The following is a 17,700-nucleotide window of genomic DNA, read 5'->3' as shown; positions in this document are numbered from 1 at the left end:
TAATTAAAAATCCCCTGTTTAAGTTTTTGGCTTAAACGGGGGATTTTTTCTGTTTGCTTTTGGATTGTGGGCTCGCTGCATTTCATGATGCCCTTGCATGACGGCATTAATTTGTCCGCCGACCATGAGCAGCATTGCTGAAACATACAGCCATAGCATTAAAATGATCATGCCGCCGATGCTTCCGAAAGTAGCGGAATAAATCGCGAAATTGTTAATGTAAAACGAAAAAACAAAAGAAACGGCCATCCATCCTACTGCAGTAAATGCAGCTCCTGCCAATACACTTTTTAAATTCAGCCGAATATTCGGAGCGACCCAATAAATAATGGCGCAAATCAAGAAAATGATAAGCGGCGGAATAGTGAATCGCATGGCATTCCATGTCGCCAAAAACCCTTCTTCCAATCCTAAAAACGAAAAGATAAAAACGCCGATCTGCTGTCCAAAAATCGGTAAAGCGAGAGCGACGATTAAAATAAAAATCATTAATAAAGTTGAAACAATGGACATGGCCCTTGCCAGTAGAAAAGGACGATTTTCTTCCACCCCATACGAAGCATTCAACGAATTGGTCAACGCATCCATGCCGATGCTCGCAGACCAAATGGTTGCTAAAATACCAAATGACAGGAGTCCCCCGTTTTGAGTGGTCAACAGTTCATCCAAAGTTTGCTGAATTAACGCAAACAATTCATGAGGCGCTATTTCTTCGATGAAACTATATATCTGGTCTTTCGACAAATCCAGATATGGCAGTAACGTGACCAAGAAAATGAGCAAAGGAAATATCGACAACAGGAAAAAGAACGCTAATTGCGCTCCCACTCCTATAACGTCGACATCTTTGATCCTTTTATTCAATTCTTTCAAGAAGCCTGAAGCGGTTGTAACATCATACGTCATGTGTAAACGATGCAGCCGTTCCTCAGCACTTTGGTTTTTTTTTGTTTTCATTGCAAAGTTAGAGATTAGTAGTTTTTTCCTGATCCTGAAGTTGAACCAGATCCTTTTGATGATCCTGAACCTGAATTTGATCCAGAGCCAGTTGAAGATCCTGAACCTGAAGTTGAACTAGATCCTTTTGAAGATTCTGATCCGGAATTAGACGATGAACTTCCGCTGTCTGTTAAATCTGAAGAAGCTGATGGAGCGTCTTCTTTTAAAGCAGAAAGGACATCATTTTTCGAATCAATTACAGCATCTTTCGTGTCGATAAACGCTTCTTTTGTTTCTACTGCCATTTCTTTAACGTGTGGAGTCAATTCTTTTAATTCATTAACTTTTTCTCCAACATAAGAAGCGTCTTCAGAAATGCGAGAATAAAGATTTTGCATTTTGCTCGCTTGTTGTTGTACCATCGATTGCAATTCTTTTCTATTGGTAGCGTAGTATTGTGCATTGCTTCCCAATTTTTTCGATTTCTGCATTACGTCGTTGCGTGTGTTGCGGTCAAATAATGATACGATCAATCCCATTGCTGCTCCAACTAATATACCTGTAAATAATTTGTTTTGGCTCATCCTAAATTCCTCCCAATAGTAGATTACTAACATCTCTTTGGATTTTTTCCCTCTTCTTCTAAAATCTAAACTCTTCCGTGGTTTTATTTTCAAAAAAAAACTTGACTCCTTGATTAATATTTCGGAATATTATATCAAAAGGAGGAATAAAGAAAACTAGAATCTATCTTACAAAGGGGTTAAAGACATGGAACAAATTGAAAAAATATTGGGCAGTATCAGCAGTTTTGTTTGGGGACCGCCGCTTTTAATTTTATTGGTGGGTACAGGAATCTTTTTAACGGTGCGGATCGGCCTTTTACAAGTACGCTTATTGCCCTATGCATTGAAACTCGTTTTCACGAAAAATCAAGACAAGACTTCTGAAGGTGATATTAGCCACTTCCAAGCGCTTTCTACAGCTTTAGCTGCAACGGTCGGGACCGGGAATATTGTCGGTGTCGCAACGGCCGTTATTCTCGGTGGACCTGGAGCTGTATTTTGGATGTGGTTTTCTGCTTTCTTTGGAATGGCAACGAAATATGGTGAAGCAGTTTTAGCTGTTAAATATCGCATTGTGGACGCTCGCGGCCAAATGGCAGGCGGTCCAATGTATTATTTGGAACATGGATTAAAACAAAAATGGCTGGGTGTATTGTTTGCTATATTCGGAGCGATTGCCGCTTTCGGGATTGGCAACGGAACTCAATCCAATTCAGTAGCCATCGTAGTGAGCGATACTTTTGACGTGCCGACTTGGATTACGGGGCTGATCTTAATGATTTTTGCCGGCGCAGTTATACTGGGCGGCATTACAGCAATCGGAAAAGTGACTTCTTATTTTGTCCCGATCATGGCCTTGTTTTATCTTGTAGCTGGACTCATTATTATGATCACCAATCTTGAATTGATTTTGCCTGCAATCAGCACGATCTTTGGTTCTGCCTTTACAGGTGAAGCTGCTGTCGGTGGAGCAATCGGTGCAGCCATCCGCTATGGGGTTGCACGAGGTGTTTTCTCCAACGAAGCAGGCCTCGGATCTGCACCAATCGCTGCTGCTGCTGCGAAAACCGATTTACCAGGTCGCCAAGCATTGGTTTCTATGACCCAAGTATTTATCGATACGTTAATCATTTGTTCCATCACGGGCATCACGATTGTTATGTCCGGAATGTATACAGACAAGAGCTTGGAAGGTTCGGCGCTGACAACTGCAGCATTTGAACAATTCCTCGGGCCTGCTGGTCCCATTGTCGTCGCCATCGGCTTGATTTTCTTCGCTTCTTCCACCATTATTGGCTGGGCATACTATGGAGAAAAATGTTTCCAGTACCTTTTCCGGAATCCGAGTTTATTGATCGTTTACCGCATTTTATTCATCGCGGTGGTATTCATCGGCGCTACTGTTTCACTCGATATGGTTTGGATGTTCTCTGATATCATGAACGGATTAATGGCACTTCCCAACTTGATCGGCCTTCTTGGCTTATCAGGAGTCATTGTTTACGAAACGAAACGCATTACCGCAAAAATCAAAGAAGAAAAAGCCGCGGAAAAAGCTCGCAATTGACTTTCGTTTTGAATAGTGAAATGATAAGTCATACACAACCGAAAGGCAGGTACTTATCATGGATTTATCCAAGCAATCCAACGAAAACGTTACTTTTATGATTGAAGAAATAAAAACTAAATTGCGCATGGTCAATGTGGACGCAATGAAGGCCGAACATTTTAACGCTTCTCAGTACGAAGATCTGAAGGAGCTATACGAAATGGTTGCCAAACGCGACAACTTCAGCCCGAACGAAATGGAAGCCATTGCTTCCGAGCTCGGCTCATTACGAAAATAAAAAATTCCCTGATGAACGTTCATCAGGGAATTTTTTATGCTTCTTTTTGGTACTGCACAATATACCAGCTGCCTTCTTTAATGACTGTATGGATGCCGAGCATCGTCAAACCTGCTTCGCTTCCCCATTCTGCCAGTTCTTCTGTTGTCGGCAGGCGGAACAAATTATCGAAAGACGAAAAGAAGCTGTTGAATGCATTGACAAAAGCCGGACTGTCACTGCTGCCGGCAATCGGCGTTACGATGGATAAGACGCCGTCTTTGTTCAGCCAGCTGGCAAGCTCTGTATACAATTGCTGCCGTTTCTCCAAATCAATGTAATGAATGACATTGTTCATCATCAATAAGTCCACGGGCTGTTCCGGTTTATAGTCCCACAAATCAGCATTTTTTATTTCCACGTTAGCTAAATCAGCTGTCAGGTTTTTAGCTGTTTCGGTAACCGTCGGGCTGATTTCAATTCCTTGGAATTGGGTTTTCGGGAAACGTTCAGCCAGCTTTTTAATATACCCCGCTTCCCCGCAGCCAATATCCAATACAAGTCCGCCTTTTTTCTCTTTGAGCACACGCGACATTTTCGGCAGCGCCAATACTTCAAGCAAACGGCTCGTTTCCGCGACAGTCGGTGCATGCTTTTCTTCGTCAAAGTGGCGGCGTTTGCCTTCTCGCATCAATTCAGGGTAACTCAGCAAAGTCGGAATGTGCAGCTCCATCATTTCTTTCAACAAAACACCAGATGAATTTTGTCCTTTCGGTTTTGGCAGCTTCCAGGCATTTGCCGTTTTAAAGCGTTTTCTGCCTGCTTCTTTTAAATGGCCGATCGACAAGCCAACCCGAACCCATTGCTCGAGCAGGGCTTCATCGAGTTCCAAGGCATCCGCCACATCAAATTGCGTCATTGGCCGTTCAAACGCTTTGAACAAATCCAATTCATAGCCGACATAGGCATGCCAGCTGTATAAAAACGGTTCATTCCGCTTCATGTACATGCGTGCTTTAAACATTTTCATTACGTCTATCATAGGAGTCCCTCCACTTTCCATGGGTAATCGTCTTCTTTTGTGAAATACTTTAATTCTTTGAAATCTGCCGGCAACGCCGTGGGCCGAACGGGCATAAGTCCGCCTTGAATAAACCGGTCGCGGACATTTTCTTTCCACATGCCAAGGCCGGAAACGTTCAGCATTTGCTTGAAATGAAGAATTGGATCTTCCTCCATCCGTTCAAAAGTCCGTTTTCGAATAAAACTGACCGGCTTGAACGGAAACGAATACGCGAGCGCTGCTAAATGACTTAGTTGCAGCACATGGTCTGCACGCCGGTAGCGGACTTTTTCGTACCAAGCTAAATTGCCAAGGTCCGTCTTTCCCGTCTCCAACATGTCTGCTGTCAATTCACCAAGAATGTCCGCATCTTGTATTGCCATGTTCATGCCTTCTCCGGCCATCGGGTGAACCGCATGGGCAGCGTCCCCAAGAATCGCTTTGTTGCCTTTTACATATAAAGGTGCATGGAACATGATCGGCACCATCAACTGGATTTTTTTCCAGTCATCCAGCTGTTGGACATAGCCGTCTACAACCGGAGCAAGATCGGTATAAAGTTTATGAAAATGGCTTATCGGCTTTTCTTTTAATGTTTTATAATCCCCTTGGGGAATCAAATATACGCTTCTGACTTTTTCATCAGGCAGCGGAAAAAGCCCCAAAAACCGGTTATATGTAGAAATGATTTTTCCATCTGTGAAATTCTCAGCACGCGGAAACGTGACCGTCAAAAAATGGTGATTGTATGTAGTTTGCTTTACTTCAATATCCATCGCTTTTCGGGTGACCGAAGAACGCCCCTCCGCACCAAAAAAGAAATCCGCTTCAACCTCTATGGCCTTTTTTCCTTTTTGGAGCAAAGCTGCATGAGATGTGAATCCTTTGCAAGCGGTTCCGTTTAAATAATGAAAGTGAGCAAATTCGGAAGCTGCATGAAGCAGCATTTCTTTCAATTCTTCATGAGGCACCATATAAGAAGCGTTGTATTTCCCGGGCAGCACGCTGTAGTCCATGAACGATTGATCAAGCACTTTTAAGGAACTGGACAGTTCTAGCATATCCAACACTTTGAGTTCATTGGAACGTGCACGAATTTTATCAAATAGGCCAAGGTTATCAAAAATCTGCATACTCTTCGGCTGCAGCAATTCCCCTTTGTAGGTTGAAGGCGGACTGGACATGCGCTCTGCCAGCACAACACTTACTCCCCGTTGAACCAGCTTCAACGCAAGCGTCAATCCCCCTATGCCACCGCCGCTAATAAAGACGTCGGTTTTCATCAGCTTCATCCCCTCTCTTTCCTGTACCCTCTTTTCAAGAACAAGAAAACATTTTGCTTCGGACGCAGCGAAAAGACTTTTTTAAACTAATATAAGTTGAACTAAAGAAGGTGCTTTTTTATAAGCCGCTTTGGACGCTTTGGGCAGGGCTTTCGCAAAGACATCGACCGCACTACATTCGGTCAATGTCTTGCCTGCGGAATATCGACAAGTTGGAATCATTAGTTCAACTTATATAGCCAAATTGTCGCCTTTCAGGAGAGAACTTTCCGAGTTTTTGCACGATGCGGGGTATTAGGTCCCTCTAAACTCAAAAAATTTCACAATTCTTTGTATATTCATTGCAGAAAGCGGCTCAAAATTGCTACTATGTAGAGGATGAGAGGAGAGATTTTATTGACATCTTTTAATGAAAAGTTAAACCGTTACGCTGAATTAGCTGTAAATGTTGGGGTAAACATTCAACCAGGGCAGCAGCTTTATATCGCGGCATCTCTTGACGCAGCACCACTCGTTCGCTTGATAACCAAGCAGGCCTACATAACAGGCGCTAAACAAGTTCATGTGGACTGGAACGACGATGAAGTCGGCCGCTTGCGCTATGAACTAGCTCCTGAAGATTCGTTTTCGACTTTTCCTGCTTGGAAAGTCCAAGAACGCGAGCAATTAGCGGAACAAGGTGCAGCTTTTCTAAGCATCGTCTCCCAAAGCCCCGACTTGTTAAAAGGCATTGATTCCAAACGAATCAGCGCCTTCCAAAAAGCGACGGGTACAGCACTTAGCAAGTACCGCCAATATGTCCAGTCAGATAAAATCAGCTGGTCGGTTATTGCAGCGCCTTCTAAAGCATGGGCAGCAAAAGTCTTCCCTGAACTACCCGAGGAAGAGCAAGTTGATGCTTTATGGGAAGCAATTTTTAAAGCAGTCCGCGCTGATGTTGATCAGCCTGTTGAAGCGTGGTTGGAACACGACAAAACCTTGCATACGAAAGTTGATTATCTTAATAACAAAAAATACGCTAAACTTCATTACACATCGCCGAATACCGATTTAGAAGTAGAACTGCCAAAAGGGCATCTTTGGTGTGGCGCGGGTTCCGTCAACGAAAAAGGATTTACGTTTATGGCGAATATGCCGACAGAAGAGGTCTTCACCGTGCCGAATAAAACCGGCGTAAACGGGTATGTATCCAGTACAAAACCTCTTAGCTATGGCGGCAACATCATCGATGATTTTAAAGTGACATTTGAGAACGGCCGCATTGTCGATGTAACCGCAGCTCAAGGCGAAGAAGTTTTAAAACACTTGGTCGACTCGGATGAAGGCTCCCACTATTTAGGTGAAGTGGCGCTAGTCCCTCATCAATCGCCCATTTCGGCTTCAGACGTTTTGTTCTACAACACGCTTTTTGATGAAAATGCTTCCAACCATTTTGCCATCGGCAGCGCGTATGCGTTTTGCTTAGAAGGCGGCAAAACAATGTCTTCCGAAGAATTGGAAAAACACGGTTTGAACCAAAGCATCACTCATGTTGATTTCATGGTCGGATCAGCTGAAATGGACATTGACGGCATTTTGGAAGATGGCACGCGTGAACCGGTTTTCAGAAACGGCAACTGGGCATTTTAAGGTTCTGAAAATCGACACTTATTTTTCTGTTGGTTTTTCTGTATAATGATGAGGGATCATTACCAACGAGAGAGGAGTTGTCTTACATGGTATACGGAATTACAGTTGTCCTTGGATTTATGGTCGTAATCGGTCTATTTTTCGCAACACTTATGCATTTTCTTGGAAAAGAATTGCATTCGCATGATGCAGAACACGTAGATCCACTTCCAAAGCATAGATACTAATGATTTGACAAAAGAGGTCCTGCTGCTTTGCAGCGGACCTCTTTCTCTTGTCTTCGTATGACATATATTTAACAAAGAGAAATCATTTCGATTACATAACGGTGACAAAATAGTTATATCAACCTAATTTTAATTCGATTCGAACGACCTTAGCCTCTTCTTATATGACAAGAATTTGTTATAATTTTTTATAGTTATTTTTTCGTGGTAAAATGCGAAAGGAACTTGTTTATTATTAGGAGGAGTTTATCCATGTTTTCGTCAACAGATATCGGCATTGATTTAGGAACCGCAAACATTTTAGTATATACAAAATCGAAAGGCATTATTTTGAATGAGCCTTCGGTTGTTGCTTTAGATACAAAAACTGGCAAAGTATTGGCCATCGGAGAAGACGCTAAAGCGATGATGGGAAAAACTCCAAGCCATATTCGTGTTGTCCGCCCTTTAAAAGAAGGCGTTATCGCTGACTTTGATGTAACTACAGATCTTTTAAAAATTGTCATGCAAAAAGCAGCTAAACAAATGGGAGGCGCTTTCCGCAAACCGAACGTCATGATTTGCACGCCTTGTGGAGCGACTTCAGTTGAACGCCGCGCCATCCATGATGCAGCTAAGCAAAGCGGCGCTAAAAGCGTTCATTTGATTGAAGAACCGGTAGCAGCAGCAATCGGCGCAGATCTTCCGGTCAGCGAACCGATCGCAAGCGTCATCGTTGACATCGGCGGCGGCACAACCGAAGTCGGCATCATCTCATTTGGAGGCGTGGTTTCGTCAAATACGGTAAAAGTTGCCGGCGACCGCATGGACGAAGACATTATTCAATACGTCCGCAAACATTATAATGTATTGATCGGCGAACCAACTGCTGAAAGAATCAAAAAAGAAATCGGCTACGCGCTTATTCCGCACAAAGCAGAAACGATGGAAATCCGTGGACGCGATATTATGACCGGATTGCCAAAAATCGTCACATTGACGTCTACAGAAATTCAAGAAACGCTGAAAGAATCGTTAATGTCGATTCTGGAATGCATCCGTGCTACGCTGGAAAATTGCCCTGCTGAGCTTTCAGGCGATATCGTCGACCAAGGCGTCGTTATCTCTGGCGGCGGTGCATTACTGAAAGGCATGCAGCAATGGCTGTCGGAAGAAATTTCCGTACCTGTACATACTGCCCCTCAACCGCTTGAATCGGTAGCCATCGGCACAGGGCGTTCGCTCGTCATGATGAGCAAACTTGAAAAAATCCCGAATTAATCTTTATGCCTGAAAGCCTAGCGCTTTCAGGTTTTTTATTTGGTTATTGCGTGTGATTCGTCTTTTTCGCTCGATTGCATTAAAATAAAAGAGAAGAAATTTCAAGGAGGAAATGCCATGTCGTTGCTTAACGAAATTTTGACTTTCAATGAAGAGTTTGTAAATGAGAAAAAGTACGAGGAGTTTATCACGACGAAGTTTCCGGATAAAAAAATTGTCATTTTAACGTGTATGGATACCAGGCTGTTTGAACTTCTGCCAAAAGCGATGAATTTAAAAAATGGAGACGTTAAAATCGTCAAAAGCGCTGGCGCTGTAATCAATCATCCGTTCGGTGCGATTATGCGAAGCATCATTGTTGCGGTGTATGAATTACAAGCAGATGAAATCTACATAATTGGCCACCACGATTGCGGCATGTCAGCAATTGAGTCATCCGTGGTTCTTGAAAAAATGAAATCCCGGGGAATCGAAGAAAAAACAATTGATCTCTTGAAATATTCAGGCGTTAATTTGGAACAATGGCTTTACGGATTTGACGATGTCACCGAAAGCGTTCGCCACAGTGTCAATATGGTGAAAAACCATCCATTAATGGACCGTGCTGTTCCTGTACACGGTTTAGTGATCGACCCAACAACCGGGAAACTGGATTTAGTAGTAAATGGCAATACAGACGAAAACCGCTGAGATTTCTCAGCGGTTTTGTTTTTGAAAGTAGATATAATCGAGCGCAATGCCTTCTTTGCCGAATTGGCGGAGGAATGACGTGATTTGCCCTCTATGGTATGACGCATGGTTGACGACGGTAAAGAGCATTTCTTCGCGCGTGTTTTCCAAATCGTCGCCGCGCATCGTTTTGAATTTCAATATCTCTTGCCACTGTTCATCCGTCAAGGAAGCAAAATACAATTCCATTTCTGCATGCAGCAGCATGGCTGATTCTTTCGCTTTTGCCACAGTAGAAACGTCTAGCCTTTCAAAAGTGGGCTGTCCAACTTGGTTCATGCGCATAAGCCACAATTTTTCCACGCCTAGGACATGCTCCATGGTTTGTTGGATCGAGGCAAAGGAATTCATTCCCTCCCGCACATAAATTTCTTCGCCAAGCGATTTGATATGGTCCAGACACGTTAAAGTGGCCCATTTGTGATATGAAAAAAGTTTGTCTTTGTTCATTCTGCACCTTCTTTCGCTTTGTCCATTGCTCAGAAAAACCAGCGTTTTGTTTGGCTCCACCATTTTTTATAGGTGGCCTTGCCCTTTCAAAATTCGCTTTCAAGCATAGCAAAATGAAAATGGTCTTCCCATTCCCCATTGATGTAAAGAAACTCGCGCAGCAATCCTTCATTTAAAAATCCTGCTTTTTGCAGCACTCGGATCGAACCCATATTTCTCGGTGATACATAGGCTTCAATTCGGTGCAGCCGAAGCTGTTCAAATCCAAACGCCACGACCAGTTGGACCGCTTCTGTCGCGATCCCTTTTCCAATCTGCGCTTCATCCATTGAGTAGCCGACCAAACCGCTGAGGAAAGGCAGGCGTTTGATGCTGTACATCGAAATGTGGCCGATCAACCGATTTGTTTCGTGCTCAAAAATACCTAAACTATACTCCCGGTTTTCCCTTGCTTGATAAATTGATTCCCGAATTTTTTCCCGTTGGACCGCTATTGTAAAATAACTGTCTCGGTGGCGCGGTTCGTATATGGCCCAATAATCACGATTTCGGACAAGCAGTTGGACCATCGCTTCTGCGTCGTCGACTTCTAAACTTCGGAGATAGCAGGTTTTTCCATTAAATAACATGGCAAATCACCCCATGGAAGACGTCAATGCGACGAATTCTTCTGCATCTTTCACACACAATGCGATGCCTTTTTCCCAAAATGCTTGTTGCGTAATGTCTTCGCCCAAATGCTTCATCGCCAAATCTTCAGCCGACATGATGGCCGTATCGCGCAATAGCGCCATATATTTCTCTTCAAACCCGGTTCCTTCTTCTAGCGCTTTTGCGTAAATGCTCAACGAGAATAAATAGCCGAACGTATACGGGAAATTGTAGAATGGTACATCGGTGATATAGAAATGCAGTTTTGATGCCCAGAAATGCGGATGCGTGGATTTTAAGCCGCCTGCAAATGCTTCGTTCTGCGCTTCATCCATCAACTCGTTTAAACGGGAAGCGGCTACCACACCTTTTTTGCGTTCTTCATAAAAACGCGTTTCAAATAAGAAGCGTGCATGGATATTCATGAAAAAAGCGACGCTTCGCTGCACTTTATCTTCCAAAAGCGCAATTTTTTCTTCTTTCGTTGCTGCATTTTTCACTGCAGCATCCGCCACGATCATTTCCGCAAACGTTGAAGCCGTTTCAGCCACATTCATCGCATAAGAACGGTTGAGCGGATGGACCGGGCGCAATGCATACGAATGGAACGCGTGGCCAAGTTCATGGGCCAGTGTCGCTACATTGGACATTGAGCCGCTGTAAGTCATGAAAATACGCGATTCTTCCGTCAGCGGCAGCCCAGTGCAAAAACCGCCTGGGCGTTTGTTTGGACGATCTTCTGCTTCGATCCACCCTTTTTCAAATGCCTGCTCTGAAAAACGAGCAAGTTCCGGACCGAATTTGTCAAAATGATTTAAAATAAAATCCGCGCCTTCTTGATACGAAAATTGCTGCGTGCTTTCCGTGACTGGGGCATCGACGTCGAACCAGTCCATTCCATCTTTACCGAGCAATTCGCTTTTTTTGTTCAAGTATTCAACGAATGGTTGTTTGTGTTTGCTGATAGCTCCCCACATCGCATCCAATGTTTCTTCTTTCATTCGGTTGATGTGCAGCGGATCTTGCAGCGGGTTTTCCCACCCACGTTTTTGGTAAACTGCTAAACGGAAACCGGCAATTGAATTTAAGGTTTTGGCGAAAAACTCTTCTTTCTCGGTCCACGCCTCTTCTAACTTCTCATACGATTCCTGGCGGATGGCAGCATCCTTATGTGAGCTTAAGTTGTTCGCTTGACCGACGGAAAAAACTTTTTCTTCCCCGTCCACCGTCATGGTGATCTTGATATCGCCCACCAGCATATCGTAGAGCTGGCTCCATCCGTGGTAGCCATCTACGCTAAGCGCGGTGATTAAATTCTCTTCTTTTTCTGAAAGTTGCAGATTGGCTTCTTCACGCCATTCATTCAGCAAAAAGCTAAACTCGCGAAGAGAGGCTTCTTCCAACAACTTGTTCCAAACCCCGTTTTCCGTTTTGGTCAAGTCTTGCTGAATTTTTTGAAGCGCCGACTGGAAGCGCGCACCGAGTGCAGCCGTTTCACTTTGCAGAATGTTTGCCTTTTTGTCTTCGGTGTTTTGTGCCATAAGGCAGCCGATAAAAGCACTCGATTGGCGGAGATGCAACATAACGTCTTTAACTTCATCTAAAAGTGCCGCTATTTTCCCGGCGTCTTCTATTGAAGATGGCACTTGAAAGTTTAAAGCCGTAGTTTCAAACTTATCCAATTTTGGTGCAGCATTGTCCATATGTAATCGCAATTCCTGGGAGTCGCTTCCACCTGGAAACAATATATCCAGATCCCACACTTCAGCATATTTTACGGTCATCGGCTTACCTCCGTCTAAACTTAATTTTCTAAAAACACTTATAAGTATACCATTGTTAATCTGAAGGCGGAATAATTTGAACAGTTCGCCTCCGGCTTAATCTGGAAAATTTCACGTTTCGTTCTTTTTTGCTCAATTTTTGAATTTTCTAGGAGAAACATATTTGTTGAACGAAACTTGGACAGGTATACTGATAATAAGGAGGGGGCTCTATCATGTTTCGTACACTAGTCATGACCATTGCGTTTTTAGCAATCGTCGTATTCAACACGCTAGCCAATACGCTGCCAATCAATGGACAGACAACCGGAGAGATTTCCAATCGGCTTCCGGTCATGTTTACTCCAGCTGGCTATGTCTTTTCAATCTGGTCTTTCATTTACATAATTTTTGCCATTTGGATTATCGGCCAATGGATTCGCTGGAAAAACGGAACCGCTCCTTCGGCAAAAATCACCTTGTATTTTACATTGAGTGCCGCCTTCAACATTGCGTGGCTGTTTTTATGGCATTATGAATTCTTTATTTGGTCCATCGTGGCGATTGTCAGTTATTTGATTGCCTTAGTTCTGCTTTACCTGCAATACTCAAATGCGGAACGAAAGTTGACCGAACGCATGCCGGTCTCTATTAACCTCGGCTGGATCATTGTCGCAACTATCACCAACATTAATTTCGTTTTGACTTATTTCAATTGGAGCGGCTGGGGACTCAGCGACCAATTATGGACGGTCATCATGTTGACGGTAGCTACCGCCATCGCGCTCCACATCCGCTTCCACCACAACGACATCCCGATTGCCCTTGTCTTTATATGGGCGTTTATCGGCATCGCTGTCAAGAACGGAGCGGACGAACTGCTCGTCACAACCGCTTCCCTTTTCTTAAGCGGCGTCATTGCGACCGGCATTTTGTTAATCAAAAAACGAACGGCCCAGTAATGCTGGCCGTTTAAAGACAAAAATCCTGTATCGATAATTCGATACAGGATTTTTATTTATGCATATTTCAATCAGTCTAATTTCGTCAACAAAATCGGTTCGCCTTTTGTGACGAGCACGGTATGTTCAATTTGAGCGACTAGCGACTGGTCCGGTGTGATGAATGTCCAGCCATCTCCGGATTCTACAATATGTTCAGCTTTTTGGGAAATAAACGGCTCGACCGCCAATACCATTCCTTCTTTCAGGATGGTTTTTTCCCAAGCATCGTAATAGTTTAAAATGTGCTGCGGCTCTTCGTGAAGAGATTTCCCGATGCCATGGCCCGTTAAGTTTTTGATGACAAACAAACCTTGTTGTTTGGCTTCCCGTTCAACGGCTTTGCCGATTTGATTCAGCTTGGCTCCGGCTTTGACTTTCGTCATGGCGCGCTCAAATGCCGATTCAGCCACTTTGCACAGCTGTTCTTTTTCAGGATGGCCTTCGCCTACGACAAACGAAATGCCGGTATCGGCAAAAAATCCTTCATATGAACCGGATACGTCAATATTGACGATGTCGCCGTCTTTGATGACGCGGCTGCCCGGAATCCCGTGAGCCACTTCTTCGTTGACGCTGATGCATGTATATCCTGGGAAATCGTATTCGCCTTTCGGGCCTGACAAGCCGCCTAGTTCTTTGAACAGCTGTCCGCCAAGTTCGTCAATTTCTTTCGTTGTGACGCCCGGTTTTGTTGCAGCCTTCATCGCTTCACGAATTTCAGCGACCATGCGGCCGGCTTTTTTCAACATTTCTATTTCTTTTTCTGTACTGGCAATCATTGAATACCCTTCTTTCAAGCTTTTCTAATTAAAAATTATACCATAAGAAAAGCGGAAGCGCCCAGGTAAGCCTCGACAAGCGCTGGAGGGCTTGAAAGTAATGGCGTTCTTTGCCATTGCTGGCAAGATAGCCAGCGACCTCAAGAGGCTGGGCGCTGGAGTCTGGACCATAAGAAAAGCGGAAGCGCCCAGGTAAGGCCTGACAAACAATGGATAGCGGACAAAATCGACAATAAGAAAAGAGGCTGTCCATAACTGCAAAATATAAAAAAGGCTAAGAAAAGTGGTGCTTTTCTTAGCCTTTTTTATAATTAGCTGACGGGAATGGATGCGGCGACTCCTGCGGGCTGGAATGGACGTCAGCCCCTTTTGGGACAACCCCTGCTGCTTATGCTTTGCTGTCCACTAACTTCGGTGCTGCTACAAATAGTGCTGAACACACAACTGCGGCGAGCAAGAATACCGGAATCATATAAGTAGCGTTATAAATGATGGAATAAATGACTACATTTCCTTCTGCAAATTCGGCGAAGAACAAAATCCCGGTGATCACATGGACCACGTAGCGCAAAAAGGATGCGATCAAAATGCCGATGACAATTGCAGAAATCATGCTGCCCGTTTTTCCGTTTTGCAGTCCGTTCACGTATTGGCTTCGCATGCTGCCAGCAAAGCCGACCATAGCATAAGCAACCAGATAATCGAGAATCACTTGCAAAATGACAAACCCGAATGACAATGGCGTGACTGAAATGACACCCGTGACAATTTGCAGCAAGCCAACCAGCAACCCGGTCAATACGCCCGCCCCTACACCTCTTCGGAATGCCATCAAGACTATCGGAATCATTACCAAGCTGACGGATCCCCCTTGCGGCATTTTAAACGCGACAAAATCGAGAACATATCCCAGAGCGCCAAAAATTGCAATTTCCACCAATAATAAAATGCGTTTGTTTCTCATAACTTCCTCCTTAATGTGTTTGCACAACACCAGAAGGGAAAGCAGAATAAAACCTATTTTTTTCCATATAAAAGCGGCGTCAGGATAGAGCCTGACGCCGCATAAGGGCAGGTTTCCATCCACATCCCTGCGCAAGCGTTAACTTACAGGTTCAAAGGGTAAGAACAGAACTGTTCACTCTCAGCAAAAGCTCCCCTTGTGGTGTATACATGATTTTCGGTAACATATGTATTGTACCGAAGGCTTCAACCGAAAGCAATCTTACAGGTGAATAATTTTACAAAGGGGGTGGCAGCGGCCAGAAATTTGGCGGCTCTCATATGATTGACTTGTTAAAAAATCTGATCCAAATCAAAAGCGATACGAAAACCGGCGCAAACGAAGCCTTGATTTATTGCGCTGATTGGCTGAAAGAACGCGGCCAATTGGTTACTCTCCATGAACATAACGGCTTTCTCATGTTGACGGCAAGCAAAGGCGGCGGCAGTGATACGATTATTTGGAATGGACATGTTGATGTCGTTCCGGGCCACGAAGAACAATTTGTTCCGATAGAGAAAATGGATCGCCTTTACGGCCGCGGCTCTGCTGACATGAAAGCTGGCGTTGCAGCAATGATGCAAGCTTTTGTGGAATTAGACGCTTCATTGCTGCAACGGACCGTTCAACTGCATCTGGTCACTGACGAAGAAATTGGCGGCGAAAATACTTCCAAGTGGCTAGTCGAACAAGGCTACAGCGGCGACTTCGTGATTTGCGGCGAACCGACCGGTTTAAAAGTTGGGGTGCAGTCGAAAGGCGTTTTACATATGGATTTGGTGTTCAAAGGAAAACCTGCTCACGGCAGCCGGCCTTGGGAAGGCATCAATGCCATCGAATGTGCAATGAAATTTCATGAGCAGTTGTCGGAACTTCCTTTTCAAAAACAATCAACCGACTTTTACGAGCACCCTTCTGTCAACTTGGCCATTATGAATGCTGGAAAGCGCTACAACGTGGTTCCTGAAGTATGCCATGTTTCTTATGACATCCGCTTTTTGCCTGGGCAGGATCCAGATGAAATTATTCACCAAATGGCAGAGTTGGCAAAAACGCTTGGTCTGAAAATGGATTATCAAGCGGACAATTCTACGCCCGCTTTAAAAACATCTGCTGAACACAGTTCAATTTTAAGTTTGCAAAAAGCTATTCGCCAAGTGACGAAAACGGAACCGGTTTTATTCGGCCAGCATGGAGCCGCTGATACCCGCTATTACGCAATCCCCATCAATGGCGAAGGTGCAATCGAATTCGGGCCAAGCGGCGGCGATTGGCATGGAAATGCGGAATATGTTGAGTTATCCAGCGTCCAGGCCTATAAGGAAATTCTTCTCTTGCAGGCACTTTCCAAAGAATAAATGTTTGCATCTCCCTATTTTCGGGAACTTGTATAATACCTTTACTAAACGAATGGAGAGATGATAATGGGAATTGGCCGCATTGTAAAAACCGCTATCAAGTATGGACCAATCGCTTACCCGATTATACGGAAAGCTATGAATAAACGAAAAGCTGGTGCTGGAGCTGCTCAATCAACCAACCAGTATAAACCGAACCCACGGAAACGCTAAATGCCAAAACCCCGATCTGGAATATCCGGATCGGGGTTTTGTTATGCATGGCTTTAAATGTAAGGAATTGGTTCCAGCAGAGCCAAATAATCTTCCTTCATGCTATCGGAAGGCTGGGAAGAAGTTCCTTCAACGGCTTCTCCTTGCCCTTCCTGGCTTTGCATGATTTCTTCAAATGACTTCGGATCAGCTTTTGGAAGTTCTCCCTTTTCCACTTTCCATCCTTTTTGGTACTCGTTCAAAAACGCATTTGCCATCGCTTGGTAGCCAAAAATATTTGGATGAACATCTGCCGGGTTCGGTACTTTATCCACCGCTTTATCGCCAAACGCTTTATCGACAGCAACAAACTGGGCACCCGCTTGTTCCGAACTTCTTTTCAGAATTTCATTAAGGCGATCTAATTGCTTCGCCGTGCCTTCTTTTTGGCTTTCTCTTACGTGAGGATAGGCAAAATAATAGCCCATTACATAGACATCGGCGTTAGGCGCCTTTACTTTCAATTCCTCTAAAATGGTTTCCATATTGATGCGGGCTTCGTTCAACGCAAAATCCACTTGAATTTGCTGGAACGCAAGCGACCCATTTTTTGGATCGGATTGCACAAGGCGCAGCAAATCATTGGCTCCTGCTGAAATGGTAATGATATTGGCAGAAGCTAATACGTCCTTGGCTTCCTTCGAGCGAACCCGCTCCAGCACATCTTTTGTCGTGAACCCAGGAAACGCCAGTTGTTTTGTATAGAAAGCGACCGGCTGATGCCGGGAAAGTTCCTGTGCAATCAAATCGGTATAGCCTGCATCTATTTTCGAATCCGGAGTCTGCCCAGCCGCCAGCGAATCACCAAGGGCAATGTAAACCGCTGGTATTTTAATAGCAGCTTCCGCAGAATAGGATCCGCTAAAGGAGAAAATAGCCAGCATAGCTGCAATCAAATATTTTTTCAAAAGGTTCACC

The 17,700-nt window shown here is 44.2% G+C and carries 19 protein-coding genes and 1 riboswitch; of the genes, 9 read left to right on the top strand and 10 right to left on the bottom strand.

Features of this window, described 5'->3' with window-relative positions:
* Window positions 1-18: 18 nt before the first annotated feature.
* Window positions 19-957 carry a YihY/virulence factor BrkB family protein gene (locus tag ACRRQV_RS16860; protein ID WP_432533039.1) on the bottom strand — a complete coding sequence of 313 codons (939 nt, stop codon included), beginning with the start codon at window positions 955-957 and terminating at the stop codon, window positions 19-21.
* Between the two features lie 14 nt (window positions 958-971).
* Complete coding sequence (locus ACRRQV_RS16855) at window positions 972-1,523, bottom strand: YtxH domain-containing protein (RefSeq protein WP_432533036.1); 552 nt, start codon at window positions 1,521-1,523, stop codon at window positions 972-974.
* Between the two features lie 187 nt (window positions 1,524-1,710).
* Between ACRRQV_RS16855 and ACRRQV_RS16850 the strand changes: the two genes are divergently transcribed.
* Together ACRRQV_RS16850 and ACRRQV_RS16845 are read left to right on the top strand one after the other, a co-directional pair.
* Entirely contained in the window at window positions 1,711-3,072 is a 1,362-nt protein-coding gene (locus ACRRQV_RS16850) for an alanine/glycine:cation symporter family protein (RefSeq protein WP_432533033.1), read from the top strand.
* 58 nt (window positions 3,073-3,130) lie between these two features.
* Entirely contained in the window at window positions 3,131-3,352 is a 222-nt protein-coding gene (locus ACRRQV_RS16845) for a DUF1128 domain-containing protein (protein ID WP_432533030.1), read from the top strand.
* 34 nt (window positions 3,353-3,386) lie between these two features.
* Here the strand turns inward: ACRRQV_RS16845 and ACRRQV_RS16840 are convergent, their stop codons facing one another.
* Both ACRRQV_RS16840 and ACRRQV_RS16835 read right to left on the bottom strand, forming a co-directional pair.
* Complete coding sequence (locus ACRRQV_RS16840; protein ID WP_432533027.1) at window positions 3,387-4,373, bottom strand: class I SAM-dependent methyltransferase; 987 nt, start codon at window positions 4,371-4,373, stop codon at window positions 3,387-3,389.
* Window positions 4,370-5,686 (bottom strand): FAD-dependent oxidoreductase, encoded by a 1,317-nt coding sequence (locus ACRRQV_RS16835; protein ID WP_432533024.1) that lies wholly within the window; start codon window positions 5,684-5,686, stop codon window positions 4,370-4,372. The genes ACRRQV_RS16840 and ACRRQV_RS16835 overlap by 4 nt, the downstream gene beginning before the upstream one ends.
* 387 nt (window positions 5,687-6,073) lie before the next feature.
* Here ACRRQV_RS16835 and ACRRQV_RS16830 point away from each other — a divergent pair, with 387 nt between their 5' ends.
* From ACRRQV_RS16830 to ACRRQV_RS16815, 4 genes are all read left to right on the top strand, one after another.
* Window positions 6,074-7,306, top strand: coding sequence for an aminopeptidase (locus ACRRQV_RS16830; protein ID WP_432533021.1), 1,233 nt, complete (start codon window positions 6,074-6,076; stop codon window positions 7,304-7,306).
* An 86-nt stretch (window positions 7,307-7,392) separates the two neighbouring features.
* Window positions 7,393-7,533, top strand: a complete 141-nt coding sequence (locus ACRRQV_RS16825; RefSeq protein WP_432533018.1) for a hypothetical protein — start codon at window positions 7,393-7,395, stop codon at window positions 7,531-7,533.
* A 252-nt stretch (window positions 7,534-7,785) separates the two neighbouring features.
* Window positions 7,786-8,793 (top strand): rod-share determining protein MreBH, encoded by a 1,008-nt coding sequence (mreBH, locus tag ACRRQV_RS16820; protein WP_432533015.1) that lies wholly within the window; start codon window positions 7,786-7,788, stop codon window positions 8,791-8,793.
* Between the two features lie 117 nt (window positions 8,794-8,910).
* A complete protein-coding gene (locus ACRRQV_RS16815) occupies window positions 8,911-9,483 on the top strand; it encodes a beta-class carbonic anhydrase (protein ID WP_432533012.1) in 573 nt (190 codons plus the stop codon).
* A gap of 6 nt (window positions 9,484-9,489) precedes the next feature.
* Here ACRRQV_RS16815 and ACRRQV_RS16810 read toward each other — a convergent pair whose 3' ends face one another.
* The 3 genes from ACRRQV_RS16810 to ACRRQV_RS16800 all read right to left on the bottom strand — a co-directional run bounded on the left by ACRRQV_RS16810 (window position 9,490) and on the right by ACRRQV_RS16800 (window position 12,407).
* Complete coding sequence (locus tag ACRRQV_RS16810) at window positions 9,490-9,972, bottom strand: DinB family protein (RefSeq protein ID WP_432533009.1); 483 nt, start codon at window positions 9,970-9,972, stop codon at window positions 9,490-9,492.
* Between the two features lie 86 nt (window positions 9,973-10,058).
* Complete coding sequence (locus ACRRQV_RS16805; RefSeq protein WP_432533006.1) at window positions 10,059-10,601, bottom strand: GNAT family N-acetyltransferase; 543 nt, start codon at window positions 10,599-10,601, stop codon at window positions 10,059-10,061.
* Between the two features lie 6 nt (window positions 10,602-10,607).
* On the bottom strand, window positions 10,608-12,407 hold the full coding sequence (locus tag ACRRQV_RS16800) for a M3 family oligoendopeptidase (RefSeq protein ID WP_432533003.1): 1,800 nt from the start codon (window positions 12,405-12,407) through the stop codon (window positions 10,608-10,610).
* 215 nt (window positions 12,408-12,622) lie between these two features.
* Here ACRRQV_RS16800 and ACRRQV_RS16795 point away from each other — a divergent pair, with 215 nt between their 5' ends.
* Window positions 12,623-13,348 carry a tryptophan-rich sensory protein gene (locus tag ACRRQV_RS16795; protein WP_432533000.1) on the top strand — a complete coding sequence of 242 codons (726 nt, stop codon included), beginning with the start codon at window positions 12,623-12,625 and terminating at the stop codon, window positions 13,346-13,348.
* Window positions 13,349-13,419: 71 nt separating this feature from the next.
* On the opposite strand, the gene map is transcribed toward ACRRQV_RS16795, so the two are convergent.
* A complete protein-coding gene (map, locus tag ACRRQV_RS16790) occupies window positions 13,420-14,169 on the bottom strand; it encodes a type I methionyl aminopeptidase (protein ID WP_432532997.1) in 750 nt (249 codons plus the stop codon).
* A 388-nt stretch (window positions 14,170-14,557) separates the two neighbouring features.
* Window positions 14,558-15,133: an energy-coupled thiamine transporter ThiT gene (gene thiT, locus ACRRQV_RS16785; RefSeq protein ID WP_432532994.1), complete on the bottom strand. Its 576-nt coding sequence runs from the start codon at window positions 15,131-15,133 to the stop codon at window positions 14,558-14,560.
* A 107-nt stretch (window positions 15,134-15,240) separates the two neighbouring features.
* Window positions 15,241-15,340, bottom strand: a riboswitch (TPP riboswitch).
* A gap of 113 nt (window positions 15,341-15,453) precedes the next feature.
* Here thiT and ACRRQV_RS16780 point away from each other — a divergent pair.
* Both ACRRQV_RS16780 and ACRRQV_RS16775 read left to right on the top strand, forming a co-directional pair.
* Window positions 15,454-16,530: a M20 family metallopeptidase gene (locus tag ACRRQV_RS16780; RefSeq protein ID WP_432532991.1), complete on the top strand. Its 1,077-nt coding sequence runs from the start codon at window positions 15,454-15,456 to the stop codon at window positions 16,528-16,530.
* Between the two features lie 66 nt (window positions 16,531-16,596).
* Window positions 16,597-16,743 (top strand): hypothetical protein, encoded by a 147-nt coding sequence (locus ACRRQV_RS16775; RefSeq protein ID WP_432532988.1) that lies wholly within the window; start codon window positions 16,597-16,599, stop codon window positions 16,741-16,743.
* A gap of 53 nt (window positions 16,744-16,796) precedes the next feature.
* On the opposite strand, the gene ACRRQV_RS16770 is transcribed toward ACRRQV_RS16775, so the two are convergent.
* A complete protein-coding gene (locus ACRRQV_RS16770; RefSeq protein WP_432532985.1) occupies window positions 16,797-17,699 on the bottom strand; it encodes an SGNH/GDSL hydrolase family protein in 903 nt (300 codons plus the stop codon).
* Window position 17,700: the final 1 nt, after the last annotated feature.

The sequence above is a fragment of the Planococcus sp. YIM B11945 genome, from assembly GCF_050864155.1.
Lineage (GTDB): Bacteria > Bacillota > Bacilli > Bacillales_A > Planococcaceae > Planococcus.
This window is presented reverse-complemented; position numbering and strand designations above follow the sequence as displayed.